Annotated in this window: 17 protein-coding genes; all 17 read left to right on the forward strand. The window is 54.4% G+C overall.

Annotated features, from left to right (window positions below; translation table 11 throughout):
* The first annotated feature begins 91 nt into the window (after positions 1-91).
* The 17 genes from J4772_RS00790 to lysS all read left to right on the forward strand — a co-directional run bounded on the left by J4772_RS00790 (position 92) and on the right by lysS (position 20286).
* Positions 92-1876, forward strand: a complete 1785-nt coding sequence (locus J4772_RS00790) for a sensor histidine kinase (RefSeq protein ID WP_209073773.1) — start codon at positions 92-94, stop codon at positions 1874-1876.
* Entirely contained in the window at positions 1851-3512 is a 1662-nt protein-coding gene (locus J4772_RS00795) for a response regulator (RefSeq protein WP_209073774.1), read from the forward strand. Before J4772_RS00790 ends, J4772_RS00795 begins: the two co-directional genes overlap by 26 nt.
* A gap of 167 nt (positions 3513-3679) precedes the next feature.
* Positions 3680-5368, forward strand: coding sequence for an extracellular solute-binding protein (locus tag J4772_RS00800; RefSeq protein ID WP_116063199.1), 1689 nt, complete (start codon positions 3680-3682; stop codon positions 5366-5368).
* A gap of 105 nt (positions 5369-5473) precedes the next feature.
* Positions 5474-6331: an ABC transporter permease gene (locus tag J4772_RS00805; RefSeq protein WP_116063198.1), complete on the forward strand. Its 858-nt coding sequence runs from the start codon at positions 5474-5476 to the stop codon at positions 6329-6331.
* 14 nt (positions 6332-6345) lie between these two features.
* Positions 6346-7233 carry a carbohydrate ABC transporter permease gene (locus tag J4772_RS00810; protein ID WP_116063197.1) on the forward strand — a complete coding sequence of 296 codons (888 nt, stop codon included), beginning with the start codon at positions 6346-6348 and terminating at the stop codon, positions 7231-7233.
* A gap of 20 nt (positions 7234-7253) precedes the next feature.
* Positions 7254-9236, forward strand: a complete 1983-nt coding sequence (locus tag J4772_RS00815) for a hypothetical protein (RefSeq protein WP_209073775.1) — start codon at positions 7254-7256, stop codon at positions 9234-9236.
* Positions 9237-9361: 125 nt separating this feature from the next.
* Entirely contained in the window at positions 9362-11416 is a 2055-nt protein-coding gene (locus J4772_RS00820; protein WP_209073776.1) for a hypothetical protein, read from the forward strand.
* A gap of 147 nt (positions 11417-11563) precedes the next feature.
* A complete protein-coding gene (locus J4772_RS36810) occupies positions 11564-11923 on the forward strand; it encodes an RpnC/YadD family protein (RefSeq protein ID WP_247740964.1) in 360 nt (119 codons plus the stop codon).
* Between the two features lie 135 nt (positions 11924-12058).
* Positions 12059-13660: an anthranilate synthase component I family protein gene (locus J4772_RS00830; RefSeq protein ID WP_247740965.1), complete on the forward strand. Its 1602-nt coding sequence runs from the start codon at positions 12059-12061 to the stop codon at positions 13658-13660.
* Positions 13657-14238 carry an aminodeoxychorismate/anthranilate synthase component II gene (pabA, locus tag J4772_RS00835; RefSeq protein ID WP_209073777.1) on the forward strand — a complete coding sequence of 194 codons (582 nt, stop codon included), beginning with the start codon at positions 13657-13659 and terminating at the stop codon, positions 14236-14238. Before J4772_RS00830 ends, pabA begins: the two co-directional genes overlap by 4 nt.
* The gene (gene pabC / locus J4772_RS00840) at positions 14235-15116 is read left to right on the forward strand and encodes an aminodeoxychorismate lyase (protein WP_209073778.1); all 882 of its coding nucleotides are present in this window, start codon (positions 14235-14237) and stop codon (positions 15114-15116) included. Before pabA ends, pabC begins: the two co-directional genes overlap by 4 nt.
* A complete protein-coding gene (gene folP / locus J4772_RS00845; protein ID WP_209073779.1) occupies positions 15113-15976 on the forward strand; it encodes a dihydropteroate synthase in 864 nt (287 codons plus the stop codon). Before pabC ends, folP begins: the two co-directional genes overlap by 4 nt.
* Positions 15969-16361 carry a dihydroneopterin aldolase gene (gene folB / locus J4772_RS00850; protein ID WP_116063189.1) on the forward strand — a complete coding sequence of 131 codons (393 nt, stop codon included), beginning with the start codon at positions 15969-15971 and terminating at the stop codon, positions 16359-16361. The genes folP and folB overlap by 8 nt, the downstream gene beginning before the upstream one ends.
* Before the next feature lie 6 nt (positions 16362-16367).
* The gene (gene folK, locus J4772_RS00855; protein WP_209073780.1) at positions 16368-16886 is read left to right on the forward strand and encodes a 2-amino-4-hydroxy-6-hydroxymethyldihydropteridine diphosphokinase; all 519 of its coding nucleotides are present in this window, start codon (positions 16368-16370) and stop codon (positions 16884-16886) included.
* On the forward strand, positions 16880-17908 hold the full coding sequence (gene dusB / locus J4772_RS00860; protein WP_116063187.1) for a tRNA dihydrouridine synthase DusB: 1029 nt from the start codon (positions 16880-16882) through the stop codon (positions 17906-17908). Before folK ends, dusB begins: the two co-directional genes overlap by 7 nt.
* Before the next feature lie 205 nt (positions 17909-18113).
* A complete protein-coding gene (gene greA / locus J4772_RS00865; RefSeq protein ID WP_116063186.1) occupies positions 18114-18590 on the forward strand; it encodes a transcription elongation factor GreA in 477 nt (158 codons plus the stop codon).
* A gap of 175 nt (positions 18591-18765) precedes the next feature.
* Positions 18766-20286 (forward strand): lysine--tRNA ligase, encoded by a 1521-nt coding sequence (gene lysS / locus J4772_RS00870; RefSeq protein ID WP_209073781.1) that lies wholly within the window; start codon positions 18766-18768, stop codon positions 20284-20286.
* Positions 20287-20735 lie beyond the last annotated feature (449 nt).

Genomic DNA, 20735 nt, shown 5'->3' on the forward strand with positions numbered 1-20735 from the left:
ACGAGTCAACAGAAGTAACGGGATGTAAATAGATGTAACTTGGATGTCCTGGACACACTTCATACAATGGAATCAGGAGGGGGCGGGACTAATGTTCACCTTGCCGATCAAACGAATGAGATTTACGATTTCCGCCAAACTGATTACAGCGCTGCTGGCTGTTCTAGTGCCGCTGTCGGTGATGACTCTCCTGTTGAATCGGCAGGGGAGCGGGACGATTTATGAAGAAATATCCAAGTCCGTCCAGAGCAGAGACGCGTTCTATATCCAATCGCTGGAGAATGCGCTTAAAGGCATCAGCCAGTTGATGTTCGAGTTTGTCATCGATAAAGAACTCATGGAGATTGGAATCTCGGAGGAGCCGATTACGAGCTTCGAACGCATGAACCAGGTGCTTGTCATTCAGAAGCGGCTGCATATGCTGAAGGCCTCCAGTACGTATATTGCCGAGGCAAAGGTGTTCCTCCCGTTCAGCGGTCGAACGATTGCTTCGGATGATTATTTGTCCGAAATCCCCCCAGACGAGTATGCGAAACTGGCCGATAATGTGGACCCGAGCAGGGTCATGGCCATTGGGGATCGGTTATTTATGAGTATGCGATTTCCTCTAAGCGCTTCTGGAAGGAAGCCTGTTTTCATCGTGGTCGTCGAGCTGTCGGCGGACAATCTGCGCGAAAGTCTACAAAACATTGTCAATCCGGATCAGGGAGATTCGATTTTATTTCATATCGACGAGAACTGGGAGATTACGAATGAGCGCGACGAAGAGTTCGCCCGAACGATGAGGACGTTTGCGGAGCGGCAATTGCAGGGAGATGCGGCGATTGGCATGGTCCCCACTGTACTCGAGAGTGCGCCGTACTTGGTCTCCTACCGAAAATCGGACGTTCTGAACACGGTTCTGCTTGTTTACGTCCCGGAGGGGAACATTCTCGGCTCGTTGCACCGTTACGAACGATGGATCTGGGTGCTGCTTGGTTTCTCGTTATGCATCGCTTTCCTGCTGTCGATTTCCATTTACCGTATCATCCACCATCCGCTGCGCCGGCTTGTCGTCGCTTTTCGCAAAGTGGAGGACGGCAAGCTTCTTCCGGTCGAGGTCGGCGCGAGGCGCGACGAGTTTCAATATTTATACCATCGCTTTAACAGCATGGTAGCCAGGCTGGATGCGCTCATCAGCGAAGTGTACAAGAAGGAGATTCTCAGCCAGCGCTCCGAGCTTAAACGGCTGCAATCGCAGATCAATCCGCATTTTATGTACAATTGTCTATTCAGCCTGAACCGCTTGATTCAAGAGGGCGCCAACGAACGCGCCTATCGTTTTACCTTGTATTTGGGCGAGTATTTCCGATTTATCACTCGCAATGCGGACGATCGGATTCCGCTTAGGGAAGAGATGAAGCACGCTCAAGTGTTCGTGGGCATGCAGTCGATCATTTACGGAGATTGTATCGACGTCGAATTCGAACCGCTTGACGATGCATATGGCGATCTACTCGTACCCCGCCAAATTGTGCAACCTATACTGGAGAATGCATACAAGTACGCTCTGGGGCCGCTAGTTCTGAAAGGGGAGCTGTGGGTGCATACCTCCGAGTCTGACGGTTATTTTTCCGTCTGGATCGAGGATAACGGCGAAGAGCTGACGGATGCCCGATTGGCTGAACTGGCATCGAAATTGTTGGGAAGCGGCGATTTTATGGAGGAGACGACCGGCGTTATCAACGTCCACCGCAGAATTGAACTGATGTTCGGCAGCGGCAGCGGCTTGTCGCTGACGAGGTCGCAGCTCGGCGGTTTGTGCGTAGAAATTCGGCTAAAACAGGACGGAAGCGGAAAGGCGGAGACAGATGTATCGAATGCTGATCGTGGATGATCTGCCGGTAATCGTGGAAGGGCTAGTGAAGATGTTCGGCAAGAGGAAGCCGGAGCTGGAGCTGTATCAGGCCTATTCGGCGCACCAAGCGTTGGAAGTGCTTAACCGGACGAGGATTGATATCGTCTTATCCGACATTCGGATGCCTGGAATGGAAGGAACGGAGCTTCTTCCTGAAATTAAGCGTCAATGGCCCTTATGCAAAGTGATCTTCCTAACCAGCTTCGATGATTTTCATTATATTAAAGATGCGATTTCAGGAGGCGGCTTCGATTATCTGTTAAAGACCGAGAGCGATGATGAGATCATTCGGTCCATAGATAAAGCCATTGCCGAGCTGGACGCGCAAGCCGAAGCGAACCGGAAGCTGCTCGAGGCGAATTTCCGCAGCAGGAAGGCGATCTCTCTTTTGCAGCAGCAATATGTGAACGAATTGCTCAGAGGGAAGGCGTCGCTTGCGGAAGCTTCCGTACGGACTAGAATTCGCGAGCTGGAGATGAGCTTGTCGGCGGAGCTGCCTGTGTATGTGCTGCTTGGGCGCATCGACTCTTGGGGCGGCAAAGGAACGCTCGAAGGGCGCAAACTGATGCTGTATGCCGTTCAGAACATCGTCGCGGAGACGCTGCGATTGAAGGTCAAGCTGGCGTCGTCGGAGGTAGACGGCTGGAATGTGGCATGGCTGCTGCAGCCGACCGATCCCAACTTGGAGAAGGGCGAAAATTCGCCAAACGAAGCGGAGAAAAATTGGTTCGAATGGGTTTATGAAGAGTTGGATGCGATTCAGGCCAATTGCCGCGAGGCGGTCGGCTTGGAGGTGTCATTTGCGATCGGCCCCGCCGTCGTACGTTGGGATTCGCTCCCGGAAGCCTATGACGAGTTGTTGTCGCTGCTGTGGGGAGAACAGGGGACAGGAAGCGAGGTAAGGTTGAGAGGCCTTACCCGGCTGGGCGCCCCGCGCTCGTCGCTGGAAGCGGCCAAGACAAAGCTGGCTAACCGCAAAATGAAAAAAATCGGCTTGCTCGGCCACTACTTGGAGAATGGCGAAAAAGCGGATTTCGACAGCCTGCTGGACGAGATTATCGACCATGCGGCGGACGAGAACCGTTCCGGCTTCGTCAAGCTGGAAGTGTATCATAGCCTGGCTTCCGTTTTCCTCTCTTACCTCAATCAATACCCGCCGGACGGGAAGCTGGCCGCACAGATCGGTCTGGACCGTCTGTCGCATGCCGACGTTAATCTTTCGTGGGAGGAGCTTCGCTCCTATTTTCGTAAGCTGGCGGAGCTGCTGTTCGACAATCGCGATCAGCCGGCCGCCCAGGACGAGCATATTGTCGTGCTCCGCATTAACGAGTACATCGACACTCATTTGGCGGAGGATGTTTCTCTGGCCAAACTGGCGGGCATCGTTCACCTCAACCCTTCGTACCTGTCACGGTTGTACAAAAGAACGGCGGGAATCGGCTTGTCCGAGTATATCAATATGGCGCGGACGGAGAAAGCGAAGGAATTGCTGAAGCATTCCGCTTATAAAATCTACGAAATTTCCGCAATGGTCGGCTATGATTCGCGCTTGTCGTTTATCCGTTTCTTCAAAACGAACATGGGGATGACGCCGCAGGAGTATCGGGATTCGTAGCCGTATCGATATTTGGCGCGAAGTAGTCAAGGAATGTAACGGGATGTCAACAGGTGAATCTGGTTGCGGACATACGGAGATTTATATACTTGTGTCAGAGGGGAAGAAGCCCTCGACAGCAGAGACAGCAGCTCAAGGAAATCACTACGCAACCAGGGGGAGTATCTATGAAACGTTATGCCAAAAGCGGACTAGCTGCATTGTTAGCCGCAATGCTGCTCACCGTGACCGCATGCAGCGGCAACAAGGAAGCGGCAAATTCTTCGGAATCTTCCGCTTCGCCTTCCGCCAGCGCAACTTCAAGCGAGGCGGCGAGCCCGGAAGCGTTCGACCCGCTCGGCAAGTACGATCCGCCGATCGAGCTGACCACGGTTCGCAGCATTGGCGCAGAGCAAGTGTACGATCCGGGCGAGAATATCGACAAAAATATTATTTACGACTATTACGAGCAAAAGCTCGGCATTAAGATCAAGAACAAGTGGACGGTAAATAACGAATACAATTCGAAGCTGAAAATTGCAATAGCCTCGAACGATCTTCCGGATTTCTATAAAGTCAGCGCTGCCGATCTGCCTACGCTGATTGAAAACGACATGATCATGGATATCACGGAGTTATGGGATAAAGCCGCTTCGGAGGATACGAAGAGCGAGATGACGAAGGACGGCGGACGTCAGATGAAGACCGCCACCATCGGCGGCAAGCTGATGGCGATTCCGGTGACGAACGGACCGTACAACAACATGAACTATGTATGGGTTCGCAAGGATTGGCTGAAAGAATTGAACTTGCCGGAACCGAAAACGATGAAGGATCTGCTCGCAATTTCGGAAGCGTTTTCCAAACGCGATACCGGAGGCAAAGGCAAGGCGTACGGTTTATCCTTATCCAAATCGCTGAATCTGTCGGGATACTTCGCGGGCTACCACCTGTATCCGGGTCGTTGGGTGAAGGATGCCTCGGGCAACCTGATGTACGGCAGTCTCGATCCGAACATGAAGGCCGCGCTGCAACAGCTGCAAGACTTGTTCAAGGCGGGACAGATCGATCCCGAGTTCGGCGTCAAGGACGATAACAAAGAGCTCGAAATGATTGCAAACGACCGCGTTGGTTTGCTATACGGCGCATTCTGGCATAGCGCTGCTTTCGATAGCGCCGTGAAGGATGGCAAGCTTGTGCAGGATTGGGGCGTGTATCCGGCCCCGTCCGTCGATGACGCTCCTGCGCTCAGCGCGACGACGGCAGCCGTAAGCGACTATTACGTCATTAACAAGAACGCGAAAAATCCGGAAGCGGTTATCAAGCTGTTAAACCTGTGGATCGACTACTCGCTGCATCCGAATGAAGAGAAAAATGTGCTCGTGTTCGGTCAGGCGCATAAGGACACCGGTAAGTTTTTCTGGGAGATTAACCCGCTTGTCGTATTCTCGCAAGATGCTATTGTTCAATCGGGAGATTTAATCCCGCGGGCTCTGCAAACCGGCGATACGTCGCTGCTTGGCGTTGATGTCGACCGGAATTCCAGATACGAAGCGGTCAAGAAATACTTAGATGGAGAGGTCTCCTTCGCAAACTGGCTTCAGGTTATGATTGCCGGCGAAGGCGGCAGTATGTCTCTTATGTACGATGCGTATAAGAAGGATTTGTTCCTATTTGACGAATTCTACGGTGCGCCGACTCCGACGATGGGCGATAAGATGAGCGTGTTGAAGGCGAAAGAGGACGAAGTGAGGACCAAAATTATTATGGGCGCTTCGTCTGTGGACGAATACGATAATTTCATCGCTGAATGGAAAAAGCTCGGCGGCGATCAAATTACGGCTGAAGTAAACGAATGGTACAAAGCGCAACAATAAGAGGGATGGGGGGAGAAGGGGAAGTTCATAGCCTTCTCCCTTCCTTATAAGGAGGAGAGCAGACTGTTACGAAAAGAGTGGAGACAAAACCGGCTGCTGCATCTGATGGTCCTCCCCAGCTTGATCATTGTTCTGATCTACAGCTATGGACCGATGGCGGGCTCTGTCATTGCGTTCAAGAAGTTCCTGCCCGCGAAGGGCATTTTCAATTCGCCGTGGATCGGGTGGGATAACTTTCAATATATTCTGCTTATGCCGGATACGCCGCGTATTATCGCCAATACGATCACCATCGCGGTCATGAAGATGGGGCTGGGTCTCATTGTGCCGATTACGGCGGCAATTTTACTCAACGAAGTTCGGCAAGCCTTATTTCGCAGGACGTTCCAGACGCTCGTCTATTTGCCGCATTTTCTATCCTGGGTCATCTTGAGCGGCATCCTGATCGATATTTTGTCCCCGACATCGGGAATTGTGAATCAATTTCTCGGCTGGCTTGGCTTCAAGCCGATTTATTTTCTTGGAGACAATCGCTGGTTTCAATTCACAGTCGTCCTGTCCGACGTCTGGAAAGAGTTCGGCTTCGGAACGATTGTATATCTGGCTGCACTGACGGGGATCAGTCCGACGCTGTACGAAGCGGCGGAAGCGGACGGCGCGGGGCGATGGCGTCAAATCTGGCACATATCTCTGCCTGGCATGACTCCGATCATCGTACTGATGGCCGTGCTCAGTCTTGGGAATGTGCTCAATGCCGGATTCGATCAAATTTTCAATCTTTACAGTCCGCAGGTGTACGAGTCGGGAGATATTATCGACACGTTTGTCTATCGCCTTGGCATTCAGCAGTTCCAGTACGGCGTTGCTACTGCCGTTGGTTTGTTTAAGTCGGTTATTTCGTTTGTGCTGATCTCGTTGTCGTATTTCCTGGCATATCGGTTGGCCAACTACAGAATTTTTTAAGGAAGGTGATCGTCATGCCGTCGTATCGACAAAGTATCGGCTACCGGCTGTTTACGATAGGCAACATGGTCTTCCTGACGTTGTTGGCCTTTACTTGCCTGTTTCCGCTTATTCACGTGTTCTCGGTTTCGCTAAGCTCGGCTCAAGCCGTATCGGCCGGGGCGGTTAAGCTGTGGCCGGTCGATTTTACGCTTGCGTCCTATGAAGCTGTGTTTGCTAAGAAAGCGTTCCTGCAATCGTTCGGAGTAACCTTGCAGCGTACCTTTCTCGGGACGACGATCAGCATGCTTCTCATTACGCTGCTGGCGTATCCGCTATCCAAAGACAGCAAGCAGTTTCGGTTTCGCACGGTGTACTCCTGGTTTTTCGTGTTCACAATTATTTTCGGCGGCGGTCTCATCCCCAGCTATATGGTCGTAAAGGACACGGGTCTGATTGATTCGATCTGGGCGTTAGTGATTCCGTCGGCGGTTCCCGTGTTTAATGTGGTGCTGCTGCTTAACTTTTTCCGGAACCTTCCGAAGGAGTTGGAGGAGTCTGCTAGGCTGGATGGCGCCAATCATTGGACCATTCTATGGCGCATCTATGTGCCGGTATCGCTGCCTGCACTTGCTACCGTACTTTTGTTCACCGTCATCGGTCACTGGAACAGCTGGTTTGACGGACTAATTTACATGAATCAGCCTGAAAACTATCCGTTGCAGACGTTTCTGCAAACGAGCATCGTCTCGAAGGGTTTGGCGGAAATGACGGCGCAAGAGGTGGAGAAGTTTTTACGCGTGAACGACCGGACAGGTCGAGCTGCCCAAATCTTCGTTGCGGCGCTTCCGATCTTGCTCGCTTATCCGTTCTTGCAGCGTTTCTTCATGAAAGGCATCGTGATGGGAAGCGTTAAGGAGTAGCTGGAGGGAGAAAACCATCTATGAAATTATCACTGCGGATTTGGCCAGCTCGGTTTCAGGAGGATCGCGAATTCGCGCAGCTTCGCGACCTGTTGTTGCCTTATCGGGGAGCGGTGGACGAGCTGGCGCTGATCGTCGAGTCGCGAATGAGCGGATATACGCCTTTAGACGAATTTGCAAACAGGTGCGGTTGGCTGGCTCCAAGGGTCCGGCAATTGCAGCAGGACGGGTTCCGCGTTGGGGTCAATTCAATCAGTATCGGTCATTTGGACGATGCCTGGGATTGGGAGCCGGCTTTTCAGGGGGAGCCGATGGTAGGCCACGACGGACAGCGAGCGAATGGCTCGTTCTGTCCGAATGCGGAATCGTTCAAGCGTTACATCATGGACAAATATCGTTTGCTGGCCGAGTCGGGGCTTGATTTCATCTGGGTGGATGACGATGCGCGCATTCACCATCATCAGCCGGCCGATTGCCCTTGTTTCTGCGAAACTTGTCTGGGCATCTATAATGCAAAGCATGGAACTGCGTATGATCGTCAGCGGTTGGTTGCTCTGCTTGATTCGCCGGAGGGCGCAGTCGAACGAGAGCAATGGGTCGAGCATAATATCGAGACGCTGGAAAGAATGCTGACGGCGATAAGGCAGGCGGTTCATGGCGTCGATCCGGGCATCGAACTTGGGTTGATGACAGGGGGACTGGAATGGCGCACTTACTCTGGCGCCGCTTTTGACCGATGGATGAAGGCGCTCGGAGCGGTGAGAGGAAGGCCGGGCGGCGGTTTTTACGATGATAGAGCACCGGCTTCGGTATTGGATAAAGGGTTGGAATGCGCTAGACAAGCAGCTCTTTACCCGGACTATGTGACAGATGTGCAATACGAGCTGGAGACTTTTCCGCAGCAGCGGCTGAAGAAGTCGATTCGCGTCATGATGACCGAGAACACGATTATGATCGCATGCGGGATGAATGGCATTGCTGCGCATACGCTCAAGCTGGAGAAGGGCGCAATCGGCGAATACGAGGATTGGCTTCAGGCGATGGTCGCGATGAAGCCGCTTTGGGCTGCAATGGATCGCATTGCGGGGGCTTGGCCGAATCGCGGGCTCTATCCTGCCATGTCGGCTAAATTCGAGGCGAAGCGAAAGGTTGGCGAGCGCGGCTGGTTCGGCGTCCCGCAGGACGCGCAGCGGGCCAATGTGCTGCACGAAATCGGGTTTCCGCTGTCGATGAATCCCGAAGCGGCCTGCGGCGTCATTCTAAGCAGAGAAATGGCGCAGGGGTATACGAGGGAGCAACTGCTGGATATGCTTGCCGGGCCTGTGCTGATGGACGGTCTAACGCTGGAAACGCTGATCGAGATGGGGCTGGGCGAATATTGCGGCATAACGATCGCGAAGGCTTATGACAACGGCGTGTTCGAACAATTTACCGATCATCCGATCAACGGTCCTTATGCGGGCGAGCAGCGCGATGCGAGAATTACGGTCTATCGCGATTCGGGCTACGTGCTTGAGTCGCTACCTGGAGCCGACGTACAGGTGCTGAGCGAGTTGATTGGTTACACGGAGATCGAGCTGGGCGCTACCTTCACTCTGTATGAGAACCGTCTGGGCGGACGTGTGGCAGTACACGGTTATGCGCCGTGGATGAGCCTGTACTCAGAGGCCAAACGGCAGCAGCTGCATCATGCATTGCAATGGGTATGTCGCGATGCGCTGCCTGTTACGGCGTTCAAGAGAGGCGCGAAAATTGTTCCTTTTGTGAAGGTGTCCGAAGACGGGAAGGACGTAATGATCGTGCTTGTTAACGCGAATTACGACCCGACAGGGATTTTCGAGGCGGAAATGGCCATTCCTCTCGACCGTTTGTATACGCTGGACCACAGCGGAGCAGCAACGGTTGTGCCGGACGATCGCATAACCAAGGAGAAGGGGAAAACGATCGTGACGATCGATAATATCGAGCCCTGGGATTTTATCGTATTGACGACGTTGATGTAGCGATCCTGTCAAGAAAGTGATTCCTTGCTTGTTCGAGTTAGAGTAACGATAAGCAGCATTTCAATTTTGACGGGGGTTCCTGACCGAGCGGTACAAGGCTTCCATCTTAGAAAGGGTGTTACGTTTTGACGATGAAGAAGGATTTGTTTGATCCGATCGTTCCGTTCTTATTTATCAAAGACAAGAAAGAAAAAATGATAGAAGCGATGAGAAAGCTGAACCGGGAAGCGGGGCTGCGCAGATTCATTCTCGTTTTTCCGACATGGGACGGGGAGGCGAAAGGAGCCACCATTCAGCAAGCGTTCGAAGCGTTCGGCGATCTTCTTGGCGAGGTAGGACGGCAAGTAGCGGCAGACAGCATTGAAGTCGGATGGTGGTGCGCGCCGAGCTTGTCGATCGATCCGCTGCCGTCGGAGGGGGAGGCACCGGCACAGAAAGTAGTAGGCATCGATGGGGCTGTGTCTCAAGGAGCCTATTGTCCGCTGGACGAACGATTCATCGCCTCGATGGGCACGTATATGCAAACAGTTGTGGAGCGGGGCAGACCGCCGTATATTTTCTTCGAAGACGATTATGAAATGAGCAATCACGACGTGGTCCGATTCGGCTGCTTCTGTCCGCTGCACCTGAAGCGTTTTTCCGAGCTTGTCGGTCGAGAGGTTTCCAGAGAGGAACTGGAGACGCTGTTCCAGTCAGGCGGAGATCAGGCTGTGGCATACCGGAAAGTATGGGCGGGCTTGATGAAGGATTCGCTTGTGGGGCTGGCGGGCAGCATGCGAAGAGCGGTGGACGGAGTAGCGCCGGAAACGCGCATGGCCTTGTGTCAGTCTTTCGTCTGCGATTTGGACGGCGATTTTACGGAGGGTGTAGCCAAAGCGTTCGCAGGGGGGACGAAGCCGCTCGTGCGCCTGTTCGGCAGCGATTATAGCAGCGACCAGGCGGATCATTTTGCATCGCTCACCTTCCATATGCTTCATGCCAAGACGACGCTGGGCGACGAATTCGAGCTGATCCACGAATCCGATCCGTTTCCGCATTCTCGTTTCTTCTTCTCAGCGGCCAAGCTGCGCGCGCTTATTTCGTTGGCGTTGTTTTACGGGTTTGACGGTTCCCAGTCCTATGTCACGCAATATACGGACGGACCTCTGGAGGATGAGGCCTACTTCCGGATGATCGCGCGCAACAAGCCGTTTTTTACCGAGCTGAAGCGCTCTGTGGAAGGCTTCCGTATGGCGGGGCCGCGGGTGCTGTACATGCCCAATGCTCATGCGCACCGGCCTATTGTCGGAAACCAGCCCACTGTAATTGTGACGTCGGCATGGGCATCGGTGTTGGGCAAGATGGGGATTCCTTATACCGCCGGGAGTGGGTCGGGTCCGGCCATGATCTGCGGCGAAGATATTTTGGAGCTGTCGGACGCGGAGCTGCGCGAGCTGTTGGGCTCGGGCGTATTTCTGGACGGGCTTGCCGCGATGTATGCCTGCCGTCGAGGATACGGGGATCTGATCGGCGCCGAAGTGACAGAGATGGATGCCGCGCTTTGCGATACGTTTGTTAGCGAACGGCTGACCGTGCTGGATGAGTGGACGGATCCGGAATCCGGGGCGAGGATGTATTTTGTCAATCTGGCGCTGGCTGTTCAGCAGTATTCGAGCGTGTTCCATATTCATCCGAAGCATTCGGAGGTTCGCGTGATGTCCGAGTTCTGGAGCGACCGGGAAGAAGCGGTCGCTCCGGCCGTCACGCTCTACGAGAACAGCTTGGGCGGCCGGGTTGCGGTGATGGCGTATAACTTGCGACAGAATACGTCTGCTTCTATTTACAATTACAAGCGCAAGGAGCAAATCAGAGGCATTACGGAATGGTTGGGACGGAGCAGTCTGCCGGTGTACGCCGTCAAAGACCCTAATGTGTTCGTCAGCGCTCGGGAAAACCCGGAAAGCGGCGACAAACTGATCGCCGTATTCAATTTGAGCTTGGACCCGCTAGAGCAAGTCACGCTGGCTGTCGATGCCGGCTGGAGTAAGTCCTATGCCTACCGCCTGCAAGACGACGGGGGCTGGATGCTGTTGGATCAGACAGGTAACGAGCTGTCGAAGGATAAGGTTATGCTGAAGGTTCAGGGAGCGTTCTCTACGCTTCAACCGCTTGTTTTGCGATTGAGCAATAGGGCGTTTTGAGATTGTTTTGCACGGGAACATTTGTTTGGTATAATTGTTTCCAATAAGTCATCAAACGACGAGTGAAGCACACTCCGATTAGCGCGGCAGCGCATTTGGGGTGTGCTTTTTGGCGTTGGCGGATGATCGCGGCCCAGAGGGGGAGTGGTGTATAATGAAGGAGACGGATTCATCGAGAAGCGGCAACTGAAGTTTGGAGATATGGAGAAGATTTTGCAAGTATTGGGGAATATCATGAACTACTTATACAGTCATTACGGAAAATATGAACAAACGGAGAAGGAGGTAAGCAAGATGTTCAAAACGCTGATCGACCCTGAAGTGTTGGAGAAGGGGCGGAAGAAGGGGCAGGAGGAAGGGCTGCAGAAGGGTTTGCAAAGAGGTATGGAGGAAGGCAAAATCGCAGTGGCGTGCAATCTGCTAAAGCTGGGAGTGGACATTGGTACGATAGCGGAGGCAACGGGGCTGTCTCAGAAGGAAGTGGAGGGTCTAAATAAAAGAGCATGAAACAATCGAACGAAATAGAGTCCAATTAGCGCGGTATAGCGTCTGGGGTGTGCTTTTTTCGTATGTGCGAATTATCGCGACATATGGTATCCTTCTAAAAAAGACAGAGATTGATCGGCAAAAGGGGCGGACAGAGTGGGCGGCGTAGAAGTGATCGAAATTGAGCAGTTCGAGCAATGGCGGAGCTGGCACGGATCGGGCGAAGGGTATACGCTGCTGCCGTATGTTCGGAAAATCAATCTATCCGAGCGGCAGAGCCTGCTCCCCGCGTTCTGGGATCAAGCCTGGACGGAAGCCTTCGCCTATGCAAGTCTGCTGGAGAGCGGTAAAGGCGGGCGATATACGATTGTCGGACTTCACCCGGTGTCGTCTATAGTAGGCAACGCCACGGGAGCTGATCTGTTGGAGCCCGTCATGGGCCAGGCCGGATCGGAGTGGACGGGGACCGGTAGGGCAGAAGGCAAGCCGCTAAACGTGCTGAGAGAATGGCTGCGTCCGTGGCGAGCGCCGCGCCCTGAAGGCGTTCCGGACTGTATTGGCGGAATCATCGGCTACTGGAGCTATGATGTTGTGCGAAGCCTGGAGAGGCTGCCGGAGATCGCAAAGGACGACTTGGGTGTACCGGAATACGTGTTTCAGCGGTTCGAGGAGCTATGGATTGCAGATCACGCGGAGCAGGCGGTATATATAGCCATACATGTCAGAGTTGAACCGGGCATGGCCTCCGCGGAGTTGGACGGGCTGTACTGTGCTGCGCAGGAGCGCGCCGACGAGATGGAGCGCCAGTGGTTGAGTTGGCTGTCCGATGGAGATAGCGCGGAGAACCGGGAGCGTTCGGTCCGCATGCGCGAGAGGATGGCCGGAGATCGGCTGGAAATCGACATCGAGGGGCTGCCCGGCCTGTCGACTTCGATGAGCAAAGCGGAGTATGAGGAAGCGGTACGCCGGATTCAGCGGTATATCGGGCAGGGAGACGTGTTTCAGGTGAACTTGGCGCTGCGCCAGAGCCGATCTGTGACCGCCGCTCCCGAGGAGCTGTACGAATGGCTGCGCGTCGTGAACCCGTCTCCTTATATGGGCATGCTGCGAACGCCATCCTTTGCGCTCGTCAGCGCTTCGCCTGAATTGCTCGTGAAGCTGGACGGACGGCGCTTGTCCACGCGGCCGATTGCGGGAACTCGGCGCAGAGGGCGAACGCCGGAAGAGGATCGTGCTCTGGAGGATGAACTGCTTGGAAGCGAGAAGGAACGGGCCGAGCATGTCATGCTCGTCGATCTGGAGCGCAACGACCTGGGCCGGGTTGCTAAGTACGGCACGGTGAAGGTGCCGGAGTTGTTGACGGTTGAACGATATTCCCATGTGATGCATCTCGTATCGCAGGTAGAGGGAACGCTGGCGGAAGGCAGGGACGCGCTTGACGTGCTTGCCGCGACCTTCCCGGGCGGAACGATTACCGGAGCGCCGAAAATCCGCACGATGGAAATTATCGAGGAGCTTGAGCCGACCCGGCGCGGGCCGTATACCGGTTCAATCGGATGGATTGACTACAGCGGAAATATGGAATTTAATATAATTATTCGTACGATCGCCGTACAGGACGGGGTCTGCCATATTCAAGCCGGAGCGGGAATCGTTATCGACTCCGTGCCGGAGCGGGAGTTTTACGAATCCCTGAACAAGGCCAAGGCGCTATGGAAAGCGGTGCAGTACAGCGAAGGGCAGGTTGAACCGACATGATTCTGGTGATCGATAACTACGATTCTTTCACGTATAACCTCGTGCAATATTTAGGAGAGCTTGGCGAGGAGATCGTCGTGCGCCGCAATGACGAGATTGATCTGGATGGTATTGCTCAGCTTGCGCCCGACCATATTCTTATTTCTCCGGGACCGTGTACGCCGAACGAGGCCGGTGTCAGCCTGGCTCTGATCGAGCGCTTCAAAGGCGATATCCCGATTCTCGGCGTCTGCTTGGGCCACCAGTCGATCGGACAAGCGTTTGGAGGAGAGGTCATTCGCGCCGGCGAACTGATGCACGGCAAAACCTCCGAAATCAAGCACGACGGCAAGACGGTTTTCTCCGGCCTTCCTTCGCCGTTCACGGCGACTCGCTATCATTCTCTGATCGTGAAGAGAGACACGCTCCCGGATTGTTTGGAGATTAGCGCGGAGACGGAGGACGGTATGATTATGGGCCTGAGGCACAAGGAATACGCCGTGGAAGGCGTGCAATTCCACCCGGAATCGATCATGACCGACCACGGGCTGCAGATGCTCCGCAATTTCCTCGATCTGAAATCGGGCGTAAGAGCATGAAGATTTTGCTTGACGGACAAATGACCAGCCGCGACGAAGCCGTGATCTCGGCCTTCGATCACGGCTTTTTGTACGGGATCGGTCTATTCGAGACATTCCGCACTTATGGGGGGCGGCCATGGTTGTTGGAGGAGCATGTCGTGCGGCTGGCGAAAGGCTGCGATATGCTCGGTATCCGTTACGAGCTGGACGCCGGGCGGATGAAGCGCTGCATTGCGGACTTGCTAACGGCCAATGGACTAAGCGACGGCTATATCCGCTGGTCGGTATCGGCCGGAGAGGGCGAGATCGGTCTGCCTCCGGGGGACTATGAACGTCCGCACGAGATCGTCTATGCCAAAGCGCTCCCCGGGGATGAGCCGAACACCCGCGCAGGCAAGACGCTGCGGCTGCTCAAGGTGAGGCGGAGCACGCCGGAGGGAGCCTTTCGATTAAAATCTTTTCATTATATGAATAATATCGTGGCCAAGAGAGAGCTTGGAGCGGCCGGGGCGGCTCCGGGCACGGAAGGACTTTTCCTTGACGGAAACGGAAATGTCGCTGAGGGTATGGTCAGCAATGTTTTCTGGCTTCGCGCGGGCAAACTCTATACTCCTTCTTCGGATACCGGTCTGCTGGAAGGCATTACACGTGACTACGTTTTGAGGCTGGCACGCACTGAGGGCATTCCTGCAGAGGAGGGCCTTTACGGTTGGGCGGCGTTGAGGGAGGCCGACGAGATTTTTGTGACTAATTCGATCCAGGAAATCGTGCCGATTGCGCGGTTGGAGGATGATCAGGGCCAAACGGTGAAATCGTGGGATGGAGGAGCGGGAACGCTTACGCTTCGTTTGATGCGATTGTACCGGGACGCTGCGGAAAGGAACGACAACGGATGAACCCGACTTTTTACCGGAGAAGCTATACGTTTCGCGACGGATTAACGCTGGAGCTGGGGCAGCGAACTTTGATCATGGGTATACTTAACGCGACGCCCGATTCTTTCTCGGATGGGGGACGCTACAATGAGCTCGGGGCTGCGGTCGCGCGTGCGGAGCAGATGGCCGAAGAAGGGGCCGATCTGATCGACATTGGCGGTGAATCGACAAGGCCGGGACATGCTTCGGTATCGGTTGAGGAGGAGCTGGCGCGTATTCTCCCCGTTATTCGAGCGGTAAAAGAGCGGGTCAAGCTGCCGATCAGCGTCGATACGTACAAGTCGGAGACGGCGGGGCAGGCGCTGGAGGCCGGCGCTCATATCATCAACGACGTGTGGGGCTTCAAGCGCGACCCGGACATGGCTCGCGTGGCGGCGGAGTACGACTGTCCCGTCATTCTAATGCATAATCGCGACAACCGCGACTATCGGAGCTTTATTCCCGACGTTCTGAACGATCTGCGCGAGAGCATCGGCATTGCGCTGTCCGGGGGGGTGCGGAAGGAGCGAATCTGGCTCGATCCGGGGCTAGGCTTCGCCAAGGATTACGAAGAGAATTTGGAGATCATGAGCCGCTTGGGAGAGCTGGCCGGACTCGGCTATCCGATTCTGCTGGCCGCCTCTCGCAAACGGTTCATTCAACAGACGCTCGGCGTCTCGGCTAACGAAGCGGCGGAAGGTACGGGAGCCACGACAGCGCTTGGCATCGCCCAAGGCTGCCAGATTGTCAGAGTGCACGATATCCTGCTGTCGAAGCGTGTGGCGGCGATGGCGGATGCGGTCGTGTACCGGCGGAGATCAGAGGAGGCTGCAAATGGATAGAATGCTGCTGAAGCGAATGGTGTTTTACGGGTATCATGGCGTGATTCCGGAGGAAAATAGGCTCGGACAAAAATATTACGTGGATCTTGATCTCCGTCTTGATTTGGCAAAGGCCGCGCTTAGCGACGACGTAGAGGATACGGTGAATTATGCGGAGATTCACGCGTTGCTCAAGCAGATCGTGGAGGGGCCGCCGGTCAAGCTGATCGAGACGCTGGCCGCAAACATTGCTTCTGCCGTACTCGGTACGTATACTATTATCCATAAAGCAACGGTGTCGGTGACGAAGCCGAATCCGCCGTTCGACATTACTTTTGACGGCGTGACCGTAGAGCTGTCCAGACAACGAGGACCGAACGGACGCATCGTCCCTGCAGAGGACTGAATTAGAGTGCAAGACGCATACGTGGCGCTGGGCGCCAACCTGGGAGACCGGGAAGCTTCGCTGAAGGAAGCGATACGAAGGCTGCAGTCGGAACCCGAGCTGGAGCTGCGCCGTATCTCCCCAGTTTATGAGACGGCCCCGGTGGGCTATGCGGACCAGCCATCTTTTCTCAATATGACGATTGGGTTGCAAACTTCGCTCGGACCCGAGGAGCTGCTCCGCCGCCTGCTTGCGATCGAACTGGAAATGGGGCGAGTAAGGAACATCAGAAACGGACCGCGCAACATCGATTTGGATCTGCTCGCGTACGACGGGGTTGAGATGGATACGCCGGAATTGACGCTCCCGCATCCCCGAATGGGACAGCGGGCGTTCGTATTGGTTCCGCTGAAGGACATCTGGCCGGAGGAGCCTCCTTTTCCGTGGGAGGAGCAGCTGTCGGGGATGTCGTTGCGGGAGGAAGGCATCTCGCGCTTCGAGGAATGGGAAGGCGCAGAGTCAGGGAAGGAGCAATACAAATGCTGAAGATCGGCAACGTAACAATGAACAACAATGTCGTGCTGGCTCCGATGGCGGGAGTCTGCAATCCGGCTTTTCGATTGATTGCGAAGGAATTCGGCTGCGGACTCGTGTGCGCGGAGATGGTAAGCGATAAAGCGATTCTTCACGGCAACCAGCGTACGCTTGAAATGCTGTTCGTGGATGAACGGGAGAAGCCGCTGAGCCTGCAAATTTTTGGTGGGGACAAGGAGTCTCTCGTCGAAGCCGTAAAGTTCGTCGATCAGAACACGAATGCGGACATTATCGACATCAATATGGGTTGTCCCGTGCCGAAGGTGACGAAATGCGACGCGGGCGCCAGATGGCTGCTCGATCCGAAGAAAATTTACGAGATGGTCTCTTACGCTGCGGATGCAGCCAAGAAGCCGGTAACGGTCAAGATGCGCATCGGCTGGGACGACGAGCATATCTATGCGGTGGAGAACGCACAGGCGGTGGAGCGTGCTGGCGGCGCCGCCGTCAGCGTGCACGGAAGAACGCGGGAGCAGCTGTATACGGGCAAAGCCAATTGGGATATTCTGCGCGACGTGAAGCAGGCGGTGAACATTCCGGTCATCGGCAACGGCGACGTGTTCACTCCGGAGGACGCTAAACGTTTGCTGGAGCATACGAATTGCGACGGCGTAATGATCGGACGTGGAGCTCTGGGCAACCCTTGGATGCTTTACCGTACCGTGCATTTCTTGACGACTGGAGATTTGCTGCCCGATCCTTCTCCAAAGGAGAAAATTCGGATCGCAATGCTGCATATGGATCGTCTGGCCGAGTTAAGAGGAGAGCGGGTTGCCGTGCGGGAGATGCGAAAGCATCTGGCATGGTACCTCAAAGGACTTCCCGATTCCGCTGCCGCCAAAAACTTGGTCATGGAGCTACAGTCCCGGGCGGAAGTCGTGACGGTGCTCGAGGAATATGTAAGTCGGGTCGACGAAATGCTGGCGCGGGATGCCGCTCAAGCTTCTGAATCCGGCGAAAGCCTCGTACACTAGAAGGAAGCGATTTCATCCGGCGTTTTACCGGGTGCTTTCCGCGAATTGACATTTTCAAGGGGTTGCAATATAATCGTACCAATATTCGCCCAAGCATCAGGAAAATCGCAGGAGTAACATCGAATAAAGATGTCATGACGGCGATGACCGACCATATATTGGTTAGCAACCTCGAAAATCTTTTCCATGACAGGAGATCGGTGAGATGAGCGACAAAGAAGTGCTTCTAACCCAAGATGGGCTTAAGAGGCTTGAAGATGAACTCGAAAACCTTAAATCCGTCAAACGCCGCGAAGTCGCGGAACGAATCAAAGTAGCCATCGGATACGGCGACATCAGCGAGAACTCGGAATACGAGGACGCTAAGAACGAGCAGGCTTTCATCGAAGGCCGGATCATTACGCTGGAGAAGATGCTCCGCAACGCGCGGATCATCAACCACGAAGAAATCGATCTGGAGACGGTGAGCATCGGTTCTACGGTTGTCGTAGAGGATTTGGAATATGGCGATACGATGGAATATACAATCGTCGGAACGGCCGAATCGGATCCGCTGAACAACAAAATCTCCAATGAAAGTCCGGTAGGCAAAGCAATCATCGGCAAAAAGAAAGGCACTGTCGTTGAAGTAAGCGTTCCTGCGGGCATCATTCAATACAAAATAGTCGATATCAAAATGTAGCAAAAGCGGCCTGCCGCATTTCAGACGTTAGTCGCCGTCCGGGAGGATGGAGAAGCCGATTGACTGGGATAGAAAAAAGCTTCCTTCGGAAGCTTTTTTGCCTGTTAGCGGACGTTCGCCTGAATTGCGTCGGTTCGAGCGGCATAAATCAGAACGAGCGAAGGAGCATACATTTATGGAGCACACAGAGCAGGAGCATCAGACGGACGCGGCGGAATTAGGCGAACTGCTACAGATCCGCAGAGCAAAATTGGACGAGCTGAGAGCGCTTGGCGTCGATCCGTTCGGCGTTAAGTTCGCACGCACTCATCATGCCGGCGACCTTGCTTCGAAGTATTCGGAGCTGTCGAAGGAAGAGCTGGAAGCGCAGGAGATTGCGGTCAGCGTAGCAGGCCGGATTATGACGAAGCGGGGGATGGGCAAGGCTGCGTTTGCCAATCTGCAAGATTTGAGCGGCAAAATTCAGATCTACGTTCGCCAGGACGCTCTGTCCGAGCAGAAGTATAAGGCGTTTGACCTGCTTGACATCGGCGATATGATCGGCGTGAAGGGTACTCTGTTCAAAACGAAAACGGGCGAGCTGTCGATCAAGGTGCTGGAGCTTGAAGTGCTGACCAAGTCGCTGCTTCCGCTGCCGGACAAGTTCCATGGCTTGAAGGACGTGGAGACTCGCTATCGCCAGCGCTATGTGGATTTGATCGTTAACCCGGACGTGCAGAAGACGTTCATTACGCGCTCGCGTATTATTCAGTCGATGCGCCGCTATTTGGACGACCGCGGGTATTTGGAAGTCGAAACGCCTACGCTGCATTCGATTGCGGGCGGAGCTGCTGCTCGTCCTTTCATTACGCACCACAATGCGCTCGATATGCAGCTTTATATGCGTATCGCGATTGAGCTTCATCTGAAGCGGCTGATCGTCGGCGGATTGGAGAAGGTGTACGAGATCGGACGCGTTTATCGGAATGAAGGCATCTCGACGCGCCATAATCCCGAGTTCACGATGATCGAGCTGTACGAAGCTTATGCCGATTATGAAGACATCATGCGTCTGACCGAGTCGTTGATTGCTCATATCGCTCAAGAGGTACTTGGTACGACGAAGATCACCTATCAAGGGCAGGAAGTGGACCTGACTCCGTCGTGGCGCAGAGTTTCGATGACTGAGTTGATTCGCGAGACGGTAGACGTGGACTTTACGGCTCAGATGACGGATGAGGAAGCTCATGCGCTGGCCAAGGAGCATAAGGTTCCGGTCGAAAAGCATATGACGTTCGGCCACATCGTCAACGCCTTCTTCGAGACGTTCTGCGAGCATACGCTGATACAGCCTACTTTCGTTACAGGGCATCCGGTGGCGATCTCTCCTCTGGCGAAGAAGAACGAGGCCGATCCTCGGTTTACGGACCGTTTTGAGCTGTTCATCGTCGCCCGAGAGCACGCCAACGCCTTCACCGAGCTGAACGATCCGATCGATCAACGGGAGCGTTTTGAATCGCAGCTTGAAGAGAAGGAAGCGGGCAACGACGAAGCGCACGAGATGGACGACGATTTCATCCGCGCTCTGGAGCACGGCATGCCCCCGACGGGCGGACTCGGCATCGGTGTCGACCGTCTGGTTATGCTGCTGACAGATGCGCCGTCGATCCGCGACGTTCTGCTGTTCCCTCATATGCGGGAGCGTTCCGACGGATAAGAGGTAGTTAAGAGCCGGTTGTTCGCCTTATGGGCGGGCAGCCGGCTTTTTGTTGCGCTTAGGGGGTGGATAGCGATGCGATGATCTCGGTCTCGTCAAGGCACCTTCTTGGTCTTCGCGCCCCGCCTAGTACGTGGCTTCGGAAATAACTTAACGAAGACGCTTTAAGCTTGTCCAGCACGCTTGCAGCCGCTTAGTGTCGCGGTTGGGCGCTCCAAGCTTGTCCAGCACGCTTGCGGCCACTTGATATCGCGGTTGGACGCTCTAAGCTTGGTCAGCACGCTTGCGGCCGTTCGATATTGCGGTTGGGCGCTCTAAGCTTGTCCAGTCGTCTTACACATCGTCAGCTGAATACATTAAATTATTTCGGGATCGCTCTATTAGGTCTCGCCAAGGTACTTTCTTGGCCTCCGCGTCCCGGCCTCGGTCCAGCTGAAGTACCTTCTTGG

It is taken from the genome of Cohnella sp. LGH (assembly GCF_017671885.1).
In the GTDB taxonomy this organism is placed as follows: Bacteria; Bacillota; Bacilli; order Paenibacillales; family Paenibacillaceae; genus Cohnella; species Cohnella phaseoli.